Annotated in this window: 23 protein-coding genes; 17 read left to right on the forward strand and 6 right to left on the reverse strand. The window is 57.6% G+C overall.

What is annotated here, in order from left to right:
• Positions 1-116: 116 nt before the first annotated feature.
• Entirely contained in the window at positions 117-1568 is a 1452-nt protein-coding gene (locus tag MCM46_02020) for an HD-GYP domain-containing protein (GenBank protein MCG3110576.1), read from the reverse strand.
• Complete coding sequence (locus MCM46_02025) at positions 1565-3292, reverse strand: HEAT repeat domain-containing protein (protein MCG3110577.1); 1728 nt, start codon at positions 3290-3292, stop codon at positions 1565-1567. The genes MCM46_02020 and MCM46_02025 overlap by 4 nt, the downstream gene beginning before the upstream one ends.
• A gap of 95 nt (positions 3293-3387) precedes the next feature.
• Here MCM46_02025 and MCM46_02030 point away from each other — a divergent pair, with 95 nt between their 5' ends.
• The 17 genes from MCM46_02030 (at position 3388) to MCM46_02110 (ending at position 18353) form a co-directional block, all read left to right on the forward strand.
• Positions 3388-3948 (forward strand): chorismate lyase, encoded by a 561-nt coding sequence (locus MCM46_02030; GenBank protein MCG3110578.1) that lies wholly within the window; start codon positions 3388-3390, stop codon positions 3946-3948.
• 53 nt (positions 3949-4001) lie between these two features.
• Positions 4002-4742 carry a formylglycine-generating enzyme family protein gene (locus MCM46_02035; GenBank protein ID MCG3110579.1) on the forward strand — a complete coding sequence of 247 codons (741 nt, stop codon included), beginning with the start codon at positions 4002-4004 and terminating at the stop codon, positions 4740-4742.
• 12 nt (positions 4743-4754) lie between these two features.
• Positions 4755-5627: a 4-hydroxybenzoate octaprenyltransferase gene (gene ubiA / locus MCM46_02040; GenBank protein MCG3110580.1), complete on the forward strand. Its 873-nt coding sequence runs from the start codon at positions 4755-4757 to the stop codon at positions 5625-5627.
• 10 nt (positions 5628-5637) lie between these two features.
• Positions 5638-7101: a menaquinone biosynthesis decarboxylase gene (locus MCM46_02045; protein ID MCG3110581.1), complete on the forward strand. Its 1464-nt coding sequence runs from the start codon at positions 5638-5640 to the stop codon at positions 7099-7101.
• Complete coding sequence (locus MCM46_02050) at positions 7101-8165, forward strand: formylglycine-generating enzyme family protein (protein ID MCG3110582.1); 1065 nt, start codon at positions 7101-7103, stop codon at positions 8163-8165. Before MCM46_02045 ends, MCM46_02050 begins: the two co-directional genes overlap by 1 nt.
• 162 nt (positions 8166-8327) lie before the next feature.
• Positions 8328-9098 (forward strand): formylglycine-generating enzyme family protein, encoded by a 771-nt coding sequence (locus MCM46_02055; protein MCG3110583.1) that lies wholly within the window; start codon positions 8328-8330, stop codon positions 9096-9098.
• A gap of 197 nt (positions 9099-9295) precedes the next feature.
• Entirely contained in the window at positions 9296-10210 is a 915-nt protein-coding gene (locus MCM46_02060) for an OmpA family protein (GenBank protein ID MCG3110584.1), read from the forward strand.
• 125 nt (positions 10211-10335) lie between these two features.
• Positions 10336-11373, forward strand: coding sequence for an S-methyl-5-thioribose-1-phosphate isomerase (mtnA, locus tag MCM46_02065; protein ID MCG3110585.1), 1038 nt, complete (start codon positions 10336-10338; stop codon positions 11371-11373).
• A 137-nt stretch (positions 11374-11510) separates the two neighbouring features.
• Positions 11511-12083, forward strand: coding sequence for a formylglycine-generating enzyme family protein (locus MCM46_02070; GenBank protein ID MCG3110586.1), 573 nt, complete (start codon positions 11511-11513; stop codon positions 12081-12083).
• Positions 12071-12808 carry a molybdopterin-dependent oxidoreductase gene (locus MCM46_02075; protein MCG3110587.1) on the forward strand — a complete coding sequence of 246 codons (738 nt, stop codon included), beginning with the start codon at positions 12071-12073 and terminating at the stop codon, positions 12806-12808. The genes MCM46_02070 and MCM46_02075 overlap by 13 nt, the downstream gene beginning before the upstream one ends.
• A gap of 106 nt (positions 12809-12914) precedes the next feature.
• Entirely contained in the window at positions 12915-13928 is a 1014-nt protein-coding gene (locus MCM46_02080; protein ID MCG3110588.1) for a cysteine synthase A, read from the forward strand.
• Between the two features lie 112 nt (positions 13929-14040).
• Positions 14041-14367 (forward strand): DUF4258 domain-containing protein, encoded by a 327-nt coding sequence (locus MCM46_02085; GenBank protein ID MCG3110589.1) that lies wholly within the window; start codon positions 14041-14043, stop codon positions 14365-14367.
• The gene (locus MCM46_02090) at positions 14364-14579 is read left to right on the forward strand and encodes a hypothetical protein (GenBank protein MCG3110590.1); all 216 of its coding nucleotides are present in this window, start codon (positions 14364-14366) and stop codon (positions 14577-14579) included. The genes MCM46_02085 and MCM46_02090 overlap by 4 nt, the downstream gene beginning before the upstream one ends.
• Positions 14580-15021: 442 nt before the next feature.
• Positions 15022-15855 carry an aldo/keto reductase gene (locus MCM46_02095; protein ID MCG3110591.1) on the forward strand — a complete coding sequence of 278 codons (834 nt, stop codon included), beginning with the start codon at positions 15022-15024 and terminating at the stop codon, positions 15853-15855.
• Between the two features lie 205 nt (positions 15856-16060).
• On the forward strand, positions 16061-16975 hold the full coding sequence (locus tag MCM46_02100) for an SDR family oxidoreductase (protein MCG3110592.1): 915 nt from the start codon (positions 16061-16063) through the stop codon (positions 16973-16975).
• 33 nt (positions 16976-17008) lie between these two features.
• Positions 17009-17824, forward strand: a complete 816-nt coding sequence (locus tag MCM46_02105) for a methyltransferase domain-containing protein (GenBank protein ID MCG3110593.1) — start codon at positions 17009-17011, stop codon at positions 17822-17824.
• 151 nt (positions 17825-17975) lie between these two features.
• On the forward strand, positions 17976-18353 hold the full coding sequence (locus tag MCM46_02110) for an SRPBCC domain-containing protein (protein ID MCG3110594.1): 378 nt from the start codon (positions 17976-17978) through the stop codon (positions 18351-18353).
• A gap of 54 nt (positions 18354-18407) precedes the next feature.
• On the opposite strand, the gene MCM46_02115 is transcribed toward MCM46_02110, so the two are convergent.
• The 4 genes from MCM46_02115 to sucD form a co-directional block, all read right to left on the reverse strand.
• Positions 18408-19235 carry a proline dehydrogenase family protein gene (locus MCM46_02115; GenBank protein ID MCG3110595.1) on the reverse strand — a complete coding sequence of 276 codons (828 nt, stop codon included), beginning with the start codon at positions 19233-19235 and terminating at the stop codon, positions 18408-18410.
• Positions 19236-19254: 19 nt separating this feature from the next.
• On the reverse strand, positions 19255-20316 hold the full coding sequence (locus tag MCM46_02120) for a GNAT family N-acetyltransferase (protein MCG3110596.1): 1062 nt from the start codon (positions 20314-20316) through the stop codon (positions 19255-19257).
• 287 nt (positions 20317-20603) lie between these two features.
• The gene (gene nfi, locus MCM46_02125; protein ID MCG3110597.1) at positions 20604-21293 is read right to left on the reverse strand and encodes a deoxyribonuclease V; all 690 of its coding nucleotides are present in this window, start codon (positions 21291-21293) and stop codon (positions 20604-20606) included.
• Positions 21290-22282, reverse strand: coding sequence for a succinate--CoA ligase subunit alpha (gene sucD, locus MCM46_02130; protein MCG3110598.1), 993 nt, complete (start codon positions 22280-22282; stop codon positions 21290-21292). Before sucD ends, nfi begins: the two co-directional genes overlap by 4 nt.
• Positions 22283-22361 lie beyond the last annotated feature (79 nt).

Here is a 22361-nt window from a genome sequence, read left to right on the forward strand (position 1 = left end):
TCGACATCACAACTCGGCTTTCAGTTGTTCTGCTTCCGTTCAGGTCCCACATGGCTTAATCGTAGAATCATCGGAAGGGATTGTCAAGCGAGGAAACACCCGAAGTAGGGGAAAACTCAGACGAAATACTTGGCCACATCGATTTTATATTTGCCGGCGTCGATCGCATTGACGATCTCATATTTGAAATGGCCGCTCTCGTTTTGCTCGCAAAGATCGATCAACTCTCCATGCGCCTCATTTCCCTCGGCATCCATGACCCGCTTTACCTTGGGGCGGTCCCCCCGTTCCGGGTTCGGATTGGAGGTGAAGACCACGCCGATCTCCTTGGTATTCAGCAGAACCAGCGTTCCGATCGGATAGACGCCGATCGCATTGACGAAGAGCTTCATCAAGATCGGGTCGAACGCCTTACCGCTTTTGCTCAACATGAACCGAAGCGCTTTATCGGGGGGAAAAGGAACCCGGTTGTAGACCCGGGAAGAGGTCAAGGCGTCGTAACAATCGACAATGCAGATGATCCGGCCGAGGAGGCTTAAGTTTCGCTTCTTTGCCAACTTGGGGTACCCGGAGAGATCGTAATTGAGATGATGCTCAAAGGCGCCGATCGTCACCCGGATCGCCATGTCGTTGACCCCCTTGAGGCGGACCAGCTCTTTGACCGAAAAAATCGGATGGCGGCGCATGACCTTCCACTCTTCTTCGGTGAAGTCGGTCGGCTTGTTCAAAACATCGAGCGGAATGCCGAACTTGCCGAGATCGTGGAAAAGTCCCGCCATGCCGAGCTCGCAAAGGCGCTTCTTGCTGTAGCCGAGCCGCTGCCCGATCGCCAACGCCAGGATGCAGACATTGACCGAATGATTGTAGGTGTATTCGTCGTGGCTTCTCAGATTGGTCAACCCAAGGAGGGTCGAATCTTCCTGCATGATCAGATCGACCATCGATTGAACGATCCGCTTGGCCCGCTTCAGGCTCACCGCCTGGCGGAGCTTCACACTCTCCATCACCTCGCCGACCGCCGTCACGGTATTGAAATAGGTCTTCTTCGCCAGATCCTTTTCATTATCCTCGGTGGCCTGCGCAACCTCTTCCTTTTCTTTCTTCTCCTCCAAGAATAAAATCTGCGGATTGGTTAGGCCGGCATTTTCCAGCTCCTTCTCCAGCCGCTCGAACGGTTCGGGGAGGCGCGGGTCGAGAGAAGCAAACAGAGAAGAGAACTTTCGAATCTCCTTCTCCCCGATCCCCCGCGAGAAGACGATGCTTCCGACCTTCCGCTTCTTCATCTCTTCATTCACCAGCATGAAGTTGGTGAAGATGTCAATGTCGAGCTTTAATTTCATGTCGCCGAGGAAGAGGGCTTCCCCCTCCAGGCTCAGCGCCACCTCGGGATCATCGATGAAGAGATCGCCCAGCGTTTTGCCGAAGTTCTCGGCCGGCGGCTGCAGCGCCACATTTCCCGCATCATGGATCTGGGAGGTCTTGATCAAGATGGCAAATTGATTGACCACCTGCTTTCCAAGCTGGGCCCTTTCTTCATCGTAGCTTCGCACGGCGGTATTCCGGCTCATGTTTTCCCCGTTCCCAACAGCTCCAGCGCCTTGGCGCACGCCTCGCTGATCTGCTTGCTCTTCGAGCCGCTTCCCTCTCGAAGCGCCTCCACGGCGGGAGGGCTCCCGATGCGCTGAAGCGCAAAGGCGGCGCAGAGCCCCATCTCCTCCGCCCGCGCGTTCTTAAACAAGCTCCACTTTACCTCCAGGAGCCGCCGCAGCCGGGGAACCACCTTGTCCCCCCCGATCTTTGCAATGGCATCGAAGATTTCCTTTTTTTCGTGCAACTCCTTCTCATCGAATTCTTTGGATGGAAGGAGGTTCATCAGCGGCTCCAGCCCTTCCTGCGCCTTTCGCTTGGCCAAGGCCCGGACGGCGAAGAGGCGGTTCGAAAGATCCGGGTCGGAGAGAACCTTGGCCAAAAGATCGTTGGTCTTCGGACTCTCGATCATATCGAGGGCATGGAGCACTTCCTTCCGAATCTTGGGATCTTTGTGCTGCAGCAGGCGGGGAAAACTTTTAAGCGCCTTCGGATCGCCGATTTTCCCGACCACGTAGATCAAATTTCTCACCAGATACCACCGGTCATCGTCCAATTTGGCAATGAGGAAGTCGATCTGACGCCCCCCCAGCTTGATCAGAATTTCACAAATGACCCGCCGCGCTTTCATTTTGTCGACCGCGCCGAGCAGTTCCACCAGAGAGGGAACGATCTGTTGATCAAAAAACATCATCAGAGAAGAAAATTCTTCCAGCCGGTCCGGCTCGCATTCGTTTAATATATTTTCCAACATCCCGATCCGTTTTGGATTTCCGGCCTGGACCTTCGCCTTCTGAATCTGATCGATCAAAGATTGCGGCAAGCCCATCGATGGATCGATCATCTCCTGGAAAAACTCCAGAATCGCGCGCGCGTGGGGGAAATCCCCCTGAAGAAGAAGGCTCTCGAAGATATTATCGATGATGCCGAGGATTTCACCGAAGAGACCCGGATCCCGCTCGATCCGGAGGATGTCGAAGAGAATCCCTTCCAACTCCGCCACCATATCGAGCTCTTCTTCCCCACGGACCTCCGCCTTCATCCTGCGGATTTCCTCATCGGTGAGCTTGAAGATATGGAGCGACGGGATTTCAACCCCCTTGGGGGCCTCCAGCGCCTGGGGCGCCGCCTCTTGATGGAACATTTCCCGAAGCTGATTCGGGTGGGCCGGAACGGTTTGCATCTCCTTGCACTCTTCCGCCCGGTAGTCTCCTTGGAGCTCGTCGACGACGATATATTTCACGTGCACCAGATGTTTTTCCCAGAGGAGGGTGACGATGTCGTCGTCCACATTGTCTCCCTCCCCCCGATTCCCGATCACTTCAAGGAAGATGATCAGCTCTTCTTTCTCGATCCCGGGATGGAATGAGAGCTCCCTCAGTCCGTCGATGAAAAGCTTGAAGGCCAAGCTCTCCATCCGATTCGAATTCTCGTAAACCGGCTGGCCGGAGCAAAAGAGCTCGAACTGTTTGATCCGCAGCCGGAGGGGCCCGTGCTCGGTGAGGTGACGCTGGATTTTCTCCGCCAACTCGTTGATGAATTTTTGATGAATCGGATTGTTCGGAAGGTAGATCTGGAGGGTCTTGGTGGTCTTTGTCAGATACTGAACGATCTCTTTGGCCGATTTTACTTCTTCCTTGTCGTACTCTTCCCCTTCTTCAACGGGCTCCTGATCGGTCATCGGCGCTTCAGTTCTGTCATCCATGATTGATCCTCAAAAAGCATAAAAAGTATATATCACGATCCCCATAAAGTCAAAAACTTGACACCCAAAATCGATTTCAGTAAGATCGATCCTGCATGGAAAATGAATGGCTTACAAAGGAGGCGTTTTGGGAAGGTTGTCGGCGGAATCCGATCGATCCCGTTCTCCGGCTGCTTCTCACGTCGGACGGAACACTCATTCGCCATCTGGAATCGCTCTTCCTGGCTTCGGTGAAAGTGGCCATTCAAGATCAACGGGAAATACTGATCGATGAGGAGCACGCTTCCCGAATCGGGATTCCTGCGGGAGAAAAAGGAATTCAACGAAAGGTCTGGCTGTCGGCGGGAGGGGGGAGGAAGGTCTTTGCGGTCTCCATCTTTCCCCTTTCCGGATTGAAACCCGATTTTCATCAGGAGGTTCTACTCGGTCAGAAACCGATCGGTCGGATCATTGAGGCACAACAGCTTCCGACCCGCCGAGATCGGCTGGAGATCACCCGCCTCGCCCTCCCGCAGGTCGCCGAAGCGCTCGGACTGCAACCACGGGAGTTATTTTGGGCAAGACGTTACCGCTTAAACATTTCCGATCAGGTCTCGGGCGTCATTTTCGAGGCATTCTTACCCTCCCTTTTCTCTTCCTCCTCGTTTTCGCCCTAGCCGGCTGCGGGGCCCGACTTCATCACGGGACCCGATTCGATCAGATCGATCAGATGGCATGGATCCCCGCCGGGGAATTCATGATCGGATCGGATGAGGTGGATGAGACGAAGGAAGCGATTCAGCTCGGTTTCCCTCGCCCTTGGTTCGAGGATGAACATCCTCTCAGGAAGCGATCCCTCCCCGGCTTCTACATCGATCGGCACGAGACGACCCAGGAAGCGTATTTCAAATTTGTCACGGCGACGAACTACCCGCCCCCCGCCCATTGGCCCGACGGGCGGGTGGAGAAGGGAAAAGAGCGGCATCCGGTGACCCACGTCGATTGGTATGAAGCCAACGACTATTGCCGATGGGCCGGAAAGCGGCTCCCCACCGAAGAGGAATGGGAAAAAGCGGCGCGCGGCCCGAAGGGCCGCCGGTATCCCTGGGGAGATACCTTCGAGATCGACAGGGCCCATGTCTCGTCGGGATCGGGTCTGAACGAGACCACCCGACCCGTCGGCAGCTTCCCCGCCGGGAAGAGTCCTTATGGAGTCGATGATATGATCGGCAACGTCTGGGAATGGACCGACAGTTGGTATCTCCCCTATCCGGGAAGCGCGTTGCGGCATCCCGATTTCGGAATGAAGCACCGGGTCGTTCGAGGCCTTTCTTACTTAAGCTTGGGACATTATCCGGAGGGGGCTTACCGACGGGTGCTGGAGATCTATGCAAGGGCGTCGACCCGATCGTACGATCCCCCCGCGGAGCGATTGGACGACGTCGGATTTCGATGTGCGAAGTCGAAGTAGGATAATCAACGAATGAAGCAGCTCTGGCAGAAACGGCAAGAAGTCGCAAAACTGATCCGGCTCGACAAGCAATACGGCACCCTGCTGCTTCTCTTCCCCACCCTCTGGTCGCTTTTTGTCGCCTCGGAAGGAAGGCCCAGCTTGAAGCATCTTGCCGTTTTTGTCCTCGGCTCCTTTATGATGCGGAGCGCCGGCTGCGTGATGAACGATATGGCCGACCGGAAATTCGACGCCCGTGTCGAGCGGACGAAAGATCGCCCCCTGGCAAAAAATGCGTTGACGTTGATGGAAGCGCTTGTCGTCCTTTTCTTCCTGCTCTTATCTTCTCTGTTTTTGGTCCTCCTTCTCAACCCGCTGACGTTCCTCCTCAGCTTTGCAGCCCTCTTCACCGCCCTTTTCTATCCTTTCGCGAAGCGCTTCACCTATCTCCCGCAGATCATCCTCGGCGTCGCCTTCAGTTGGGGGGTCGTCATGGCCTGGACGGCGGTCCGAAACGAGCTCGCATGGACCCCGTTCTTAATCTTGCTCGCCAATCTCTTCTGGGCCACCGGCTACGACACCGTTTATGCCTTGATGGATCGGGACGATGATCTTCGGATCGGCGTGAAATCGACCGCCGTCCTCTTCGGCGCGCAGAGCTGGATGGCGGTCAGTTTCTTTTATCTCCTTGTTATTTTCTTTTTGACCCTGGCCGGGAAACAGCTCGGGATGAATCTGATCTATTACCTCTCTCTGGCCGGCGCCGCCCTTTTGTTTTTCGGTCAGACAATCCAGCTTCGCAGATTGCCCGAGCGGCCGGCCCTTTTCGCCCTTTTCCGATCCCATGTTTGGGTGGGATTGATCATCTTGGTCGGGATTACATTGAACTATCATTTAAAGCGTTAACGGAGGAGAAATGCCTTACACCGATCTGCGCGAATTTATGGAGATGCTCGAGAAGAAGGGACTGCTTATTCGGGTGAAAAAAGAGGTCGATCCCAAGCTGGAGATCACCGAGATCTACAATCGCCTCCTGGCCAAAAAAGGTCCCGCCGTTCTCTTCGAGCGGGTCAAGGGGCATTCGATCCCGGTACTGATCAACCTTTACGGGACGATCGAGCGTGTGGCGCTGGGACTCGACACCGACGAAGCGGGGCTCCTTGAGATCGGCGAGTTCCTCGCCTTCCTGCAGCATCCGGAGCCGCCGAAAGGATTTATCGACGCGGTCAAACATCTCCCCTTCTACGGCCGGATTCTCCACCTCTCCCCGAAGAAGGTCGGCCGGGCCCCCTGTCAGGAAGTGGTTTTGGAGGGGGATCAAATCGATCTCGATCGGATCCCGATCCTCCACTGCTGGCCGGACGATGCTGCGCCGCAGATCACCTGGCCGTTGGTGATCACCAAGCCGCCGACCGGTGAAGAGGGGAAATACAACATCGGGATCTACCGGATGCAGAAGATCGACAAGAAGACGACGATCATGCGCTGGCTCCAACACCGCGGCGGCGCCAAACATTGGCGGCAGTGGATGGCGCAGGGGAAGACGATGCCGGTCGCCGTGGCCCTCGGCTGCGATCCGGCGATGACGATCGCCGCGGTGACGCCGGTCCCCGATCAGATCGGCGAGTTTCACTTCGCGGGGCTGCTCCGGAAAAAGCCGGTGGAGTTGGTCCGCTGCAAAACGGTCGATCTGGAGGTCCCGGCGACGAGCGAAATCGTGATCGAAGGGGAAATCCGCCCCGGCGAGATGGCCGACGAGGGGCCGCACGGCGACCACACCGGATTCTACAATTCGGTCGAGCCGTTCCCCATTTTCCATATCACCTGCATCACCCATCGGAGAGACCCGATTTATCTCACCACCACGACGGGACGGCCGCCGCGCGAAGACGCCGTCGTCGGCCTCGCACTGAACAAAGTATTTCTTCCGCTTCTGCGCCAGAACTTTTCCGAAATCGTCGATTTCCACCTTCCGATGGAGGCCTGCTCCTACCGGATCGCCGTGATTTCAATGAAGAAGGAATACCCAGGGCATGCCAAGCGGGTGATGTTGGGTATTTGGGGCTTCCTAAAACAATTCCTTTATGTTAAATATATTATCGTCGTCGATCATGATATCGACGTCCGGAACTGGGAAGATGTCATCTGGGCGATCTCGACCCAGGTCGACCCGGCCCGCGACACCTTCACGATCGAGAACACCCCGATCGATTATCTCGACTTCGCGTCGCCCGAATCGGGGCTCGGCTCCAAGATGGGGATCGACGCCACCACCAAGATCCCCCCCGAGACCCATCGGGAATGGGGAATACGGATCGAGATGGACCCCAACGTAGTCGATCGGATCGACCGGATCTGGAATGAACTAGGAATCGATTGATGCCATTCCGCACAATCATCCGTCACGCATCCATCATCACCCTTTCTTTGGCGGGGGCGGTCTTTGTCTCTGTTTTTTTGGCGACGGAGGGCTCCTCGCTTCCGACGCGCCGCCTCCCGACCCCCGCCCGCCGCGCGACCCTCTCCGATCCAAGCTGTCTGCACTGCCACTCCGACCGGGCAACCTTGCAGACCGATACCTCCAAGCCAGAGTGCCAAGAATGCCACAGCGACCGCCCGTCCCTCCCCGAATATGAGATCACGCCGGTCCAGCAGACGAAGGAGGAAAAGATCATCGAGCAGAAGATGGTCCTCATCCCGGAAGGCGCCTTCGTCATGGGGAACAACGGGCGGCCGACGGCAGAAGGGGCGGGAGACGAAGACGAGCAGCCGGAGCATGAAGTCTTCGTGAAATCATTTTATATCGATGTGTATGAAACGACCAACGCCCACTTTAAAAACTTCGTCGACGCCGGCGGCGCCGATCCGCCGCTCCTCTGGCGAAACGGCGCCTACCCTCCCGCCAAGGTGAACCATCCGGTCGTCTATGTCAGCTGGTACGATGCCGACGCCTACTGCCGATGGGCCGGCAAGCGTCTTCCGACCGAGCAGGAATGGGAAAAGGCCGCCCGCGGGACCGACGGACGCCACTTCCCTTGGGGAACCCCCTTCTCTTTCCAGAAGGCGAACACGCCGCAATACTGGCTGGCCAAAGGGATCGATGTCTCGAAGGGGAGCACCCTGCCGGTCGCCAGCTTCGAAGAGGGAAAGAGCCCCTACGGCCTCTACGACATGGCCGGCAACGTTTATGAATGGGTCGGCGATTGGTATCTTCCCTACCCCGGTAATCCTTTTCCCAATATCCACTACGGAATGAAAAACAAAGTTTTAAGAGGGGGATCGTGGTATGATTGCCTCTCATACGGCTGCGGCCTCTCCGCCCCGTCGTACAACCGAAGCCGCTTCACCCCCGAGATCAAGAACAAAGGTTTCGGCTTCCGCTGCGCAAAAGACGCCGTTGGGGGAGTGAACGCCGGGGGTCAGGGAAAAGGGGCTAAGAGATAATCGATCGATTTACCGTTCCCGAGTTCATCCGCTCTATTCAACCGTTCACCCGACGCGTAAATCTTTTCTGCCGCTTTTAACCAAATCGCGAAGAGCGTGCTGGGCGGGGGAAATCCCGCTCCAACAGTCGTTGTTGCTCGCTTTTATCAAGGAGGTTTTGTTTTGAAGTCGAAAATCACATCGATGATGATTCTCTCCATGCTCTTCATCGCCGGACTTTACCTCTGGAACGGAACAAACGACCCTGCGCCGGCCGGCATGGTCCTCATCCCCGCCGGCGAATTCATTATGGGAACGGATGAAACCGGCTACTCGGTCGATCCGGCCTCCATCCTCCCGAACAAACCGCTTCTCAAAGACGAGCGCCCCGCCCACGCCGTCTACCTGGAGACCTTTGCAATCGACCGGACCAAGGTCCGCAACCGCGACTATCAACGCTTCGCGATGATCTCCGGCCATCCGCTCCCTTTCGGCCTCAGAGAAGCCGACCCGGACCAACCGGTCACCGGCCTCACCTGGCAGGAGGCTGCCGACTACTGCGACTCGATGGGCAAACGTCTTCCGACCGAAGAAGAGTGGGAAAAAGCGGCCCGGGGAACCGATGGGAGAATCTATCCGTGGGGAAATCAATTCGATCCGGAAATCGAAAAAGCGGTCCGGGCTTCCCTCCCCGCCAAACCGATCTTCTCCCCTTACGGCGCCGAAGCGATGGTCGGGTTCGGATGGGAGTGGACCGCCGACCTCTATCGTCCCTACCCCAACAATCCCTATCGCGCCGATCCCTTCCGGAAAAATGTCCGCGCCATCCGCGGCGGGATCGGAGGCGATCAACCCGGCGCGCTTCGTCTCCTTACCCGAACGACAACCCGCTTCTACGCCGATCCCGAAAAGCGAGATCCGCTGATCGGCTTTCGGTGCGCCAGATCACTCTAATCCGTCCGGCTGATTTGTAGCTTTTCATGAAATTGCGTAAGATGTTTAGATCGACTTGAACTTTTCGTTCGATCGGACTACGCTCCTTCCGAACCACGCCTCCTCTCTGATCTGAGGAGGATCTGCGAAGATCATGATGATCTCCTTGTTATCCCGATTGACCCTTTTTACTCACCTCTCTGTATGGAGAAAGCGTTATGAAGTCGAAACATCGTTTGAGCGGGATCATTCTTTTGTTTTTCTTCTTCTGGACCGGGGGCTGCGTCACGAAAAGCCGCTACCTGGCGGAGGTGGCTCAACGGGAATCTTCCGCCGCACAGCTTCAGGAAGAGCAGCAGAAACGCGCCGCTCTGGAGAAATCGCTCGAAGAGGCGAGAGCGGCCGCGTCGAAACGGGAAAAGGATCTCGCGCTGCTGGAGCAGCAGCTCTCCCTCGCGAAGGAGACCGGAAACAAGACGGAGCAGGAATTAAGAGACCAGATGCTTCAGATGAAGGGAACCTTTGAAGAGACCGATCAGTCCCGGCAGGCGATGATCGACCGGCTGGAGGAGGCGTTGAAGGTCACCGAAGAGGAGGCCGCCCGGCGCGAGAGAGAGCTCCGGGAATCGGAGAAGACCCATCAAGAGCTGATCGGGGAGCTTCAAAAGGAGATCACCGACGGAAGCGTCAAAATCACGCAGCTGAAGGACCGGCTCTCCGTAGAGATCGTCGATAAAATTCTCTTCGCCTCCGGGAGCGATCAGGTGACCACCGAAGGAAAAGGGGTTCTCAAGAAGGTCAGCGACATCCTGAAGAACGTGAAGGAGAACAGCATCCGGATCGAGGGACATACCGACAACGTCCCGATCGGCCCCAAGCTCGCGGGAAAATTCCCGAGCAACTGGGAACTCTCCGCCTCGCGCGCGACCCAGGTGGTCCGATATCTCTCCGAGCTCGGCATCTCTCCGGACAACTTGTCTGCCGTCGGGCTGGCCGAGTACCGGCCGGTCGCCCCGAACGACACCCCGGAGGGGAAACAGAGAAACCGACGAATCGAGATCGTTCTCTACCCGAAAGACATCCAGGAGATCGTCTCTTCCGTCGAGCCCCCTCAAATGACCGATAACCGATAAGCACCCGCGCAGCAAAGGGGCCGGTTCGCCGCTTCAAACCCCGGCGGACCGGGCCCTTCTTTTCATGAAAATGACAGCGTCAAATCGATTGACAACCCCCTCCCTCTTCCCCTAAAATCGGCCCCATGGTGAATGCGGTTGAATGGAAAAAAGGGGCGGTCCGCCTGCTCGATCAGACGAAGCTGCCGACCGAGGTGATCTTCGTCGACTGCGAGGATGTCGAGACCGTGGCGCGCGGGATCAAAGAGCTCTGGGTCCGCGGGGCGCCGGCCATCGGGATCACCGCCGCTTATGGGATCGCGCTCGCGGCGCAGAAAATCTCCGCCCAATCCTTCGATGATTTCTACAAACAGCTTCTTCCGAGCTGCGATCTGCTCGCCGCCACCCGGCCGACCGCGGTCAATCTCTTCTGGGCCATCCAGCGGATGAAGGAAACGGCGCAGGCCCATCGAAGTGAATCGCCCGACGCGCTTAAAAAAATCCTGCTGGAAGAAGCCCACGCCATCCTGAAAGAAGATATCGCGATGAACCGCGCCATCGGGAAATTCGGCGCGGCGCTGATCGAGGCGGGCGACGGCGTCCTAACCCATTGCAACGCGGGGGCCCTCGCCACAGGCGGATACGGCACGGCGCTCGGCGTCATTCGCAGCGCCTGGGAGGCGAACAAGAAGATCGCCGTCTATGCCGACGAAACCCGGCCGGTCCTCCAGGGGGCGCGGCTGACCGCCTGGGAGCTGGTTCAGGACAGCATCCCGGTCACCGTCATCACCGACAACATGGCCGGCTTTTTCATGCGGCGGGGAAAGATCCAGCGCTGCGTCGTCGGCGCCGACCGGATCGCCTCCAACGGCGACACCGCCAACAAGATCGGCACCTACAGCGTCGCCGTTCTCGCCAAAGAGCACGGCATCCCCTTCTACGTCGCCGCCCCCTACTCCACCATCGATTTCAGCATCGCCTCCGGAGATGAAATCCCGATCGAAGAGCGAAATCAGGCCGAGCTGACCCACATCGCCGGAAACCAGATCTGGGCCACCGGCGCCACCACCGCCAACCCCGCCTTCGACGTCACCCCCGCCAAATACATCACCGCCATCATCACCGACAAGGGGGTCTTCAAGCCGGAAGAGATCGTCAGACTAAAACCCTCCAAGCGCGGTTAAGACGGGAATCGGTTTCGGTCGATCTGAGACGGGCGGAAGGTCCCTAACACTCATCGTATATGAAAAAATATTCCCTCGCCCAAATTTTCGTTTTATTCGGTTTGCTCTTTCTTACTCACGGTCTGCATGCGGAAGAGATGGTTCAGATTCCGGAGGGGCCTTTTCTAATGGGAGAGAAAAACGATACGAAACCGGCTTCCCCGAAAGAGGTGACCCTCGCCCCTTTTTTTATTGATCGGGTCGAAGTCGCAAATAAAGCGTTTCAGAAAGCGTTCCCTTCGCATGCCTTTCCTCCCGGCGCGGATCACCACCCCATCAGTCTTGTGACCTGGGAAGAAGCGAAGTCGTATTGCGAGCGGCTCGACAAGCGCCTTCCCACTGAAGAAGAATGGGAAAAGGCGGCCCGCGGCACCGACGGGAGAATCTATCCGTGGGGGAACAAAACGCTTCGAACGGCGGCCCATTCTTCCACCTCCGGAATGGTCAAAAGAAATGCCGGGTTTAACAAAAAGGACCTCTCCCCTTACGGCGCGTTGGAGATGGCCTCTTCCGTTTGGGAGTGGACCCTCGGAGACGAAGGGGGAAAGAAGATCGCCCGCGGCGGGGTCTGGAATCTTCACCTCGATTATGAGTATAGTACAACGTTCGATCGGATCTTGGTGGGACCCGATCAGCGGTTTATCTTCTTAGGATTCCGATGCGTGAAATAAATCCGTTCGGCCGCAGGGACTTTTTGAAAAAAACGATCCTCGGGACGGCCGGGTTCGTCCTCTCCCTGGTGAATCCGTGGCGCCGAGCCGAGGCCGGTTTCAGTTTTTGGACGAACTCGGAGTTTGTCGGAAAAACACGCGACGGGGAATACGAAACGTTCTACATCCAGTACTATAAATCGTTCAGACGGATCAAGGCGGATCAGTGGCGCCTGAAGATCGGCGGGCTCTGCGAGGCGCCTCAGGAGTTGACCCTCTCGGAGGTGAACACCATTCCGGGACGCGCTCAGGTGTCGCGGGTAAAGTGTGTCGAGTGTTGGTCGGCCAAGGCGGAGTGGGGCGGGTTTCATCTTTCGGAGTTGGAGAAGCGGGTCCGTCCCAAACCGGAGGCGGTCGGTATTCTTTTTCGGTGCGGGGATACTTACGTTGAATATCTCTCGCGCGAAGAGCTGCTTCATGAGCGCTCGCTTCTCGTTCACACGATGAACGGCCGGCCGCTCTCGGATGAACATGGTTTTCCGCTTCGCCTGATCATCCCATTCAAATACGGGTATAAAAGTGCTAAGGCGATCTTGGAGATGGAATATGTTTCCACTCCGCAAAAAGGAACCTGGACGCAGATCGGGCCGTATTCGGCGGACGGGACCATTCTCCCCGGTTATGATCATCCGTTGGATCGGGGGAAGGTGAAGAGAAAAATTTTTGGGGGAGAGGTTTTTGATTAAAACTTTATAGGCTGGGATGGGGCGCTGCCCCACCGCCATGGGGGGTTGCTTGCCCAACCCTCTCAATTCGTAACTCTTAATTCCTAATTGAAATATAGAGGAGAGAATGAATATTCGTGATAATGTGCTCGATCTGATCGGCGGGACCCCGCTCATTCGGCTGAAGGGGCCGTCCGAAGCGACCGGCTGCAACATCTTAGGGAAAGCGGAGTTCCTCAACCCCGGCGGGTCGATCAAAGACCGGACCGCCCTCGGCATTATTCGCCACGCGGAAAAACAGGGCCTTTTGAAAAAAGGGGGAACGATCGTCGAGGGGACCGCGGGGAATACCGGGATCGGATTGGCGATGATCGGGCGGGTCCTGGGGTATCGCACCCTGATCGTCATCCCCGAAACACAAAGCTCCGAGAAGTTCGAGGCGCTGCGGCTCTTCGGGGCCGAGCTGAAGCTGGTTCCCGAGGCCCCCTATTCGACCCCGCGGCATTTCGTCCGGATCGCCGAGCGGCTGACACAGGAGATGAACGAAACCTCGCCCGGCGCCGCCTTCTGGGCGAGACAATTCGACAATGTCGCCAACCGCGACTTCCACGCTGCGACGACCGGCGCGGAGATTTGGGAGCAGACCGGCGGAAAGATCGACGGATTCAACTGCGCCGTCGGGACCGGGGGAACCTTGGCGGGAGTCGGTATGGCGCTGAAGGCGCGGAATCCGAAGGTGGTCATCGCCCTTTCCGATCCGATGGGAGCCGCGCTCTACAATTATTACAAGGATGGCGAGTTGAAGTCGGAGGGGGATTCGATTGCCGAGGGGGTCGGTCAGAGCCGCGTCACCGAAAACTTGGTCGGCGCGCCGATCGACGAGGCGTATCAAATTCCCGACGACGAAGCGCTCCCCTACATTTTTAATTTATTGCGGGACGAAGGGCTCTGCGTGGGGGGCTCTTCGGGGATCAATGTCGCCGGGGCGGTTCGGCTGGCGCGCCAGTTGGGGCCGGGGCATACCATCGTGACGATTCTCGCCGACAGCGGCCTGCGGTACCAACGGAGGCTCTTTAACCCGGCCTTCCTACGGGAACAGAAGTTACCGGTTCCGGAATGGCTGGAAGCGAGTTCTCATTAAAGTGCATCCGGTTCAAGCAATGAACTTCGTCGTTTCTACGGCCTATTCAAGTTCATCACCTCATCGCATCGATTGACATGCAATACTTACTTTTACATGCTAACATATCTCTATGAGCGAAACCTTTAACCATATTCTGAGTTTAGTGGAACGCAGAGAGGTGAAGATTTCTGATCACGGTTATGACGAATTGGCCACAGATCAGATTTTTGTGAGAGATATTATCAAGGGAATCGCACAGGCCGTTGTGGTGGAAGATTATCCTGACTATTTAAAGGGTCCATGCGTATTGGTTTTACAAAAAGATCGAGATGATCAACCGGTTCATGTCGTTTGGGGAATTCCTAAAAACACCTCCTCCCCTGCGGTTCTTGTCACGGCCTATCGACCTGATCCTTCGCAATGGACAGATGACTTTCTACGGAGAAAAAAACAATGAAGAGAAGATCCCATACAAAACTGGTCCGAGAAGGCAAATACATTGCCGAGGTCGAGGTAGAACTCATCGAGACGGATGAGGGTTGGTCGCCGTATTTGGCTCTCGAAGATGTCTACAAACTCGATGACGTTCGGGAAGCCTTACGCCGCGGCGATATTAAGGATGCAACACGATTCGCCCGCATCTTCACTCTCACCCCCGTCGCCCCGTAAGAATTACTTTTATCGGCGCCCGATCGACGAGGCGTATCAGTTTTCGGACGAGGAGGCCCTCCCTACATTTTTAATTTGCTGCGGGACGAAGGACTCTGCGTGGAAGGCTCTTCGAGGATTAAGATCGCCGGAGAGGTTCGGTTGGAATTAGAAAATAAATCTGTCCCCTTTAGCCCCCTTTACTTCGTTCAAACCCTCCACCGAAAACAGCCCCGCCGACAACGTGGTCCGAAGGCCTCTCGAAAATAAATCCGCCTGATCTGACCTCCTGTTCTTATTCATTTAAAGGAATCTTAAGAATGTGCATCCTGACACAGAAAATAAAATCTCCCTCACTCAATCACACGAGGATCATCACCCCGAAGTATTGCTCCAATCGTCTCAACCGCCTTAGAATATCTATAAATACTTCAAGATCTCATAGTGTGATAGGAGAAACCCAATGAGAACCGTGACACTTCCTTCAGGAGTACCGGTCCCCGTGCTCGGCCAGGGGACATGGGGAATGGGCGAGACGCTGGAACGGCGGCAGGAAGAAATCGCCGCGCTTCGCTTCGGCCTCGACCTCGGCCTGACCCTCATCGACACGGCGGAAATGTATGGCGAAGGGGGCGCCGAAGAGGTGGTGGGGGAAGCGATCGAAGGGCGCCGCGACGAGGTCTATCTGGTCAGCAAAGTTTATCCGTTTAATGCCAGCCGGTCTGGAACCGTCGCCGCCTGCGAGCGGAGCCTCAATCGCTTGCGGACCGATCGTCTCGATCTCTACCTGCTTCATTGGAGAGGCGACTATCCCCTTTCGGAAACCGTCGAAGCCTTCGAAGCGCTGAAAGAGGCCGGGGCGATTCGGGACTGGGGGGTCAGCAATTTCGATCTCCCCGATATGGAAGAGCTGGTGACCGTCCCGAACGGCGAAGAGGTTGCGACCGACCAGGTGCTTTATAATCTTTATCACCGGGAGGTGGAGACCGCGCTCCTCCCTTGGTGTCTGAAGCGTCACATTCCGATCATGGCCTACTCCCCGATCGAGCAGGGGCGCATGCTCGACGATCCCCTCTTGAAGGAGATCGCCTCGCATCATGGAATCACCCCGGCCCAGGCGGCGCTCGCCTGGCTACTTCAAAAGCAGGAGGTGATCGTCATCGCGAAGGCGAGCAAGATCGAGCACGTTCGACAGAACCGCGAAGCGCTCGATGTCCATCTGACGATCCGAGACCTGGAAGCATTGGACCAGGCCTACCCCCCTCCCCGCAGGCCCACCCCATTGAAAGTTCATTGAGGGAACCCTCATTCCAACGACATGGATCTCTCCCTGCTCTTCATTCTTAATATCGGTTCCCATCATATTTGATCTTTTCATGAAATGTTTGACAACGGATCAAGTTTCGGCGTATACCTAAAAAACAGCCGCAAGAAAAGCCTTTAAGGCGTCTACCTGTTTGGCATCAAACGAACCTGGGCGGATAAAAGCGGGAGAACGGCAGATGAATCCACCCCTTCAAGGCAAAGTGGCGTTGGTCTCAGGGGCGACGCGCGGCGCAGGGCGCGGCATCGCGGTCGAGCTCGGCGCGGCGGGCGCCACGGTCTATTGCACCGGCCGCACCACACGGGCGCAGCGCTCCGAATACAACCGCCCCGAAACGATCGAAGAGACGGCCGAGATGGTCCAGCAAGCCGGCGGCGGGGGGATCGCCCTGCAGGTCGATCATTTGGACCCGGCGCAAGTGCAAGCGCTGGTGGCGCGGATCGAGCGGGAGCAGGGGCGCCTCGATCTTCTGGTCAACGATGTCTGGGGGGCCGACTTCCTGGCCGAGTGGAACGTGCCGGTGTGGGAGCATTCTCTCGAAAAGGGCTTGCGCCTGCTGCGGCTCGCCATCGACACCCACATCATCACCAGTCACTTCGCCCTCCCCCTCTTGATCAAACATCCGGGCGGGCTGCTCGTCGAGATGACCGACGGCACGGCCGAATACAACAATGCAAACTACCGTCTGTCGCTCTTCTACGATCTCGCCAAAACTTCGGTCATTCGAATGGCCTGGGCGCAGGCGAAAGAGCTTTCGCCCCATCAATGCACCGCCGTCGCCCTGACCCCCGGCTGGCTGCGCTCCGAGATGATGCTCGATATCTACGGTGTCACCGAAGCCAACTGGCGGGATGCCACCGCGAAGCAGCCCCACTTCGTGATCAGCGAAACGCCCCGTTACACCGGCCGCGCCGTGGCCCATCTCGCCGCCGATCCCAAGGTATCGCGCTGGAACGGCCAATCTCTTTCGAGCGGCCAGCTCGCGAAAGTATATGGCTTTACCGATCTCGACGGCTCCCAGCCCGATGCCTGGCGCTACCTTGTTGAGGTCCAGGATCCCGGCAAACCGGCCGACGCGACCGGGTACAGGTAACCGACCCACAAATCGCTGCAGAGGAGTTCTCCTATGCCCGACGTTTACGCCACGATTACCAAGGCCGATCCAGCGGTCCAGGAGCGTCTCGCCGATGTCATCGAGCTTCGCTTTGCCGATCCCCGCCAGCAGGCGATGTTACGGTCGTATCTCTCCGAAATCGAATTCCCCCCCGAGGCGCACGTCCTTGAAATCGGATGCGGCACCGGCGCGATAACGCGCACGCTCGCGCAGTGGCCGGCCGTCGCTCAAGCAACCGGCATCGATCCCTCGTCTGTCTTCATTGCGCGGGCGCGGGCACTCGCTCAGAACATTTCGAATGCCTCCTTTGAGGAAGGAGACGGCCGCTCCCTGCCCTTTGATGCAGCGGCTTTCGATCTGGTTGTTTTGCATACCACACTTTGTCATGTTCCGCAGCCGGAACGCGTCCTCGCGGAAGCCTGGCGTGTCCTGCGGCCGCGCGGCTGGATCGCGGTCTTCGATGGCGACTACGCCACTGCCACGGTCGCGACCGGAGACTTTGATCCGTTGCAGGTGTGTGTCGAAGCGTTCCGGCAGAATTTTGTGAACGATCCCTGGCTTGTGCGCCGTCTGCCGCAGTTCCTCAAAGCCGGGGGGTTCGAAGTCATGCCGATGCGCAGTCACGGTTATGTCGAAGCGCCGGAAAGTGGCTACATGCTGACCTGGATTGACCGGGGAGCCGACGTGCTTGTGCAGACCGGCCGCGTCGACAAGGCGCACGCGAAGGCGCTGAAAGCGGAAGCCCGGCGAAGAAGCGCGACGCAGACCTGGTTCGGGCAGATCGCTTTTGCCAGTATTCTGGGTCGAAAGCCCGCATCACCCCGGTAACACAGCCGTTCGACATCGCCGGACCAAGCGATGTCCGTTGTGGGAGATTTACCTGATGGCCGCCGCCTCTACACGCATTCATCGTCACCTGAACGCTTCTCGCGCAGACGTCTATCGCGCCCTTCTCGACGCGCGAGCGGTCGCGACATGGATGGTGCCAGACGGCATGACCAGCCGCGTGCACACATTCGACGCGTGCGAAGGGGGCTTATTTAGAATTTCGCTCACATATGACGCGCCGACCGGGACCGGCAAGACGACCGCCCACACCGACACCTACCACGGCCGCTTCGTCAAACTGGTTCCCAATGAACAGGTCATTGAAGTGCTGGAGTTCGAGACGGATGACGCCGCGATGCGCGGCGAGATGACGGTTACCTTCACCCTCACCGACGCGGACGGCGGCGCCGATCTGCTCGCCGTCCATGACAACCTGCCGCCCGGCCTCTCGCCGGCCGACAATGAAATCGGCTGGCGGATGGCGCTCGACAAACTCGCGGCATTCGTCGAGGCGGACCGGAACAAGTAAGGCCGATGATCAAGATGAAACAAGCGATCGGCCGAGACCCGCCTCTCTATGACTTCACAGTGACCGCCTCGTCAGAAAAAAATCTCTCGCCGCCCACGCCAGTATAATCGGCCGCCTTCGGATTGCACCCATACAGTAGGGAAGCCACGCGTGCCCATAAGGAATATAAATCCGGACAGGAACCCCCATCGGCTCCGCAACCTCTTTCGCCCGCAGCGGCAAACCCCACAACTGCTCCAACCGGCAGGGAGTTCCCGACTTTTGAAGCCGCGCCAACGCGGCCCGGGCCAACACCGGATCGTGTGTGGCGACCGCCACCTCGCTAGCCCGGCCGGCCAACCGATCGATCAGATCCAAAAAGCGCCCCTTCGGATCGATCGCCTCTCTGATCGGATCGGGCCACTCCCCTTTCACCACCCGCACCGGGACCCTGAAAGCGATCGCCCGCTCGGCGTCGAAACAACTCCGACGCCATCGGGAAGGAAGGGTGCAACCGATGTTCGGATAAAACTGAACGGCCCTTTCAAGCAGCCGAAAAGTCGGCGTGGCGGTATGAAAATCTTGCGCATCAAAATGGATTCGGGCTCCCCGCTCGGCGGCCGGATCCATAAGCCGCTTCAATAATTCAAAGTCATATCGGAGCGAAGGGGCTTTGATCGAGAGATGGGCGTCCAAATTTTCGCAGGCGATGGTCTGCAACGCCGTTTGATAATTTGAGAGAACCTCTTCCGGCGTATCCCCCGGCCCGTCCCAGGGGCAGAGGATACTCCCCCACCCGCGGGCGGATATCCGGCGGCAAAGACGGAGGGCATCGGTGAGATGCGGACCGGCGATGTAATTTTCGGCCAGACGCCGCACCATCCATTCTTTTATTTGGATCAACAATTCCGAGCCTGCCTTCTTATTTGAAGCGCCGCATGACCTTGCCGGCCGCTTGGTAAGAGAGATCGAGCCCCAGGCCGAACAAGCCTTTTAGGGAATAGGGGTAGAGCCGGGTCGAGACATAAGAGTGGGCCTGGTCGGTCCAGATCCGCAGCCAAGGTTCATCGATTCCCAAGAACTCATATCCTTCGAGCCCCTGCTCGAAGGCATAACGGATCATCTCATGCATCAGAAGCGCCCCGGGGGAACACCGGGCCCATACTTCATCATAGCCGGTCTTTAAGACCCAGAGCCGATCCGCATATTCAATCGCCAGCATAGAAGCGATCGCCTTTTCATCCATCCTGAAAAAACCAAGCCGAAGAAGTCCGAGGCGCGCCGCAGCCTGAGCGTAGAGATAAAAAAACCGTTTCAGCGGCTCGTTTAACCGCAGCGCCGTTCCATGTTGTCCTTTCCAGCCGGCCGTCTCCACAACAAGGAGCTCTTCAAGATAACGATCGACGTTTTCGGCATCGGGAGAGACCATCTCAAACTGCACCTTTCCCTCGGCCTCCGCCCGCCTTTTCGCCCTCCGGAAACAGGCGCGGCGGGAAGAAGAAAGGGCCGACTCGAATTCGGACCATCCCCCTTTACAAGAGAGCCAGAGCGACGCCTCCGTTTCCTTGACCGTCGAATAGGCATGCCGCTCGCTGCGCTCGCGCAATCGGCGGATTTCTTCAGCGGAGGAGGAGACCCTTCGCAGGCGCAGCGGCCGCTTCAGAGCGACGATGCCGTCCACCAGTTCTTCCAGCGCGGCCGGGTCTTCATAAATAAACCCGCCCGGCTCAAACAAAAAAGAACAACCCAATAGTTCGAGCCGTTCGATTCCCTTCTGTCGAACAGAGACCAAGGGGGCCGCCGCGGTGGTCTTCCCTTTTGAACGGACGACGACGATGGAGAGTTGCTGCGGCGGGCAAAAGGCCTCGGCACAAGCGACAAACCACTCGTGACGAAGCAGCGGATTTCCAAACGGCTCTGCAATCTTGTTCCAAGACGTCGCAAGAATGCGGAGATCCTCTAGACGGTCGATGATTTCAACCACGATGCCCATCCATCAGTAAATGTGATCGAGAGGTTCGCATCCTGGTAGAAACGTGAGATGGAAAACCCTCCTACGATCTTGTGTTAATTTATCGTAAAGAGATCTCCGGATACTGTAATAGGTGATACATGATCGATAAAAAAATAAGATTCTTCGTTGAACGGATTTGAGAACGGACCCGAAAGAGAGGAGAGTTTAGGAATGTTCCTACAAAGGAGGGATGAAACGCACGATAAACGGGCCGATCACAGACGAAAAGAGGGATCGCTTCGGATGGCGCGAAGCCGTTACGCCGCCCGGCGCGCCTCATTCACCAGCTGATGCGCCATCCGTGTCGGCTCCGGCAAACGATAGCGGAGTTGGGAGGAGAGGACGATCTCCACCGCCCGGTCGAGCGTCATCCGGTGACCGGGAGAGATAAAAACCGGCGACACCCCATCGCGCGTCCGGAGGACCGCGCCGATCGTTTCGCCGCGATCGATCAAGGGAGCCCCATCCCCTCGCAATGGCCCCGGCTCGCGATGGGTGCCGATCAGCCGCGTCTTGCCGCAGCCGATGGAGGGAAGATCGACGAGCAGACCGAGATGAGAGGCAATGCCGATCCGCCTCGGGTGGGCGATCCCCTGGCCGTCGGCCATCAAACAATCGGGGCGGATCTGCAGTTTCTCCCACGCTTTTAAAACGACAGGAATTTCTCGGAAGGAAAGCAGACCGGGGACATATGGAAAGTCGACCTCCAGCGAAGCGGTCGCGACCTCCAGGATCGGGAATCCCTTCGGCTGCGGATGTTGAAGATCGAGGACGACCACAGCGGCGAAGAGCCGATTCGACCCGAACGCGTTGGAAACGTCGACCCCGGCGATCGTTCGGATCACCGCCGGGGCCTGATCTAAGATAAGTTGTCTGCGGAGCCGGTTCTGGATCTCGATCGCTTCGAGGGGGGTCACATCCCATCGATGAAGATCGAGAAAGTTCATTTTTTTGCCTTGCCCTTCGGCTTGGATTTGGACTTCGCCTTGGCCTTCGGCACGCTCTTCAGCTTCGGCTTTGCTTTGGCCTTCTTCAGCGCCGCCGCAGGGCGCCGGGCGCCCCCTTTTTTCTTCAGCAGTTTCTCGATCGCCTCTCCGATCAGCGCCGGATTTTTCACGACCGTGACGCCGGCCGCTTCGAGGGCCGACATCTTGTCGTCCGCCGTCCCCTTGCCGCCGGCGATGATGGCGCCCGCATGGCCCATTCGCCGTCCCGGAGGGGCGGTGATCCCGGCGATGAAAGCGACGACCGGCTTGGTCACGTTCCGCTTGATGTAATCGGCCGCCCGCTCTTCGGCGTCGCCGCCGATCTCTCCGATCATCACGATCGCCTCGGTCTGCCGGTCTTTCTCGAACATCCCGAGGACATCGACAAAGTGGGTTCCGTTCACCGGGTCGCCGCCGATGCCGACGCAGGTCGACTGTCCCAATCCCCGCTGCGTCAGCTGCCAGACCGCCTCATAAGTAAGGGTCCCGCTGCGTGAGACGACGCCGACATTTCCTTTTTTATGAATGAAGCCGGGCATGATCCCGATCTTCGCCTCTTCCGGCGTGATGACGCCGGGACAGTTCGGCCCGATCAGACGGACCGGCTTGTCGGCGAGGAACCGCTTCACCTTCATCATGTCCAGCACCGGGATTCCCTCGGTAATGCAGATGATCAACGGAACGCCGGCCTGCGCCGACTCCATGATGGCGTCGGCCGCGAACGGGGGGGGAACGAAGATCAGCGACACATCGGCACCGGTCTTCTCCACCGCCGCTTCGACCGTATCGAACACCGGAATCCCCTCGAAATCGGTCCCCCCCTTGCCCGGGGTGACCCCTGCGACCACCTTCGTTCCATAGGCTTTGCAGGCCGAGGCATGGAAGGAGCCCTCCTTCCCTGTGATCCCCTGCACCAAGATCCGCGAGTTCTTATTCACCAGAATGCTCATCGAGTGCTCCTTAAGCGTATATGGAAAATATAAGGTTGAAAATTAATCAGCAACGTTGTCCTCTTAAGGCGAAGTCGAA

This window comes from Candidatus Manganitrophus morganii, from assembly GCA_021651055.1.
In the GTDB taxonomy this organism is placed as follows: Bacteria; Nitrospirota; Nitrospiria; order SBBL01; family Manganitrophaceae; genus Manganitrophus; species Manganitrophus morganii.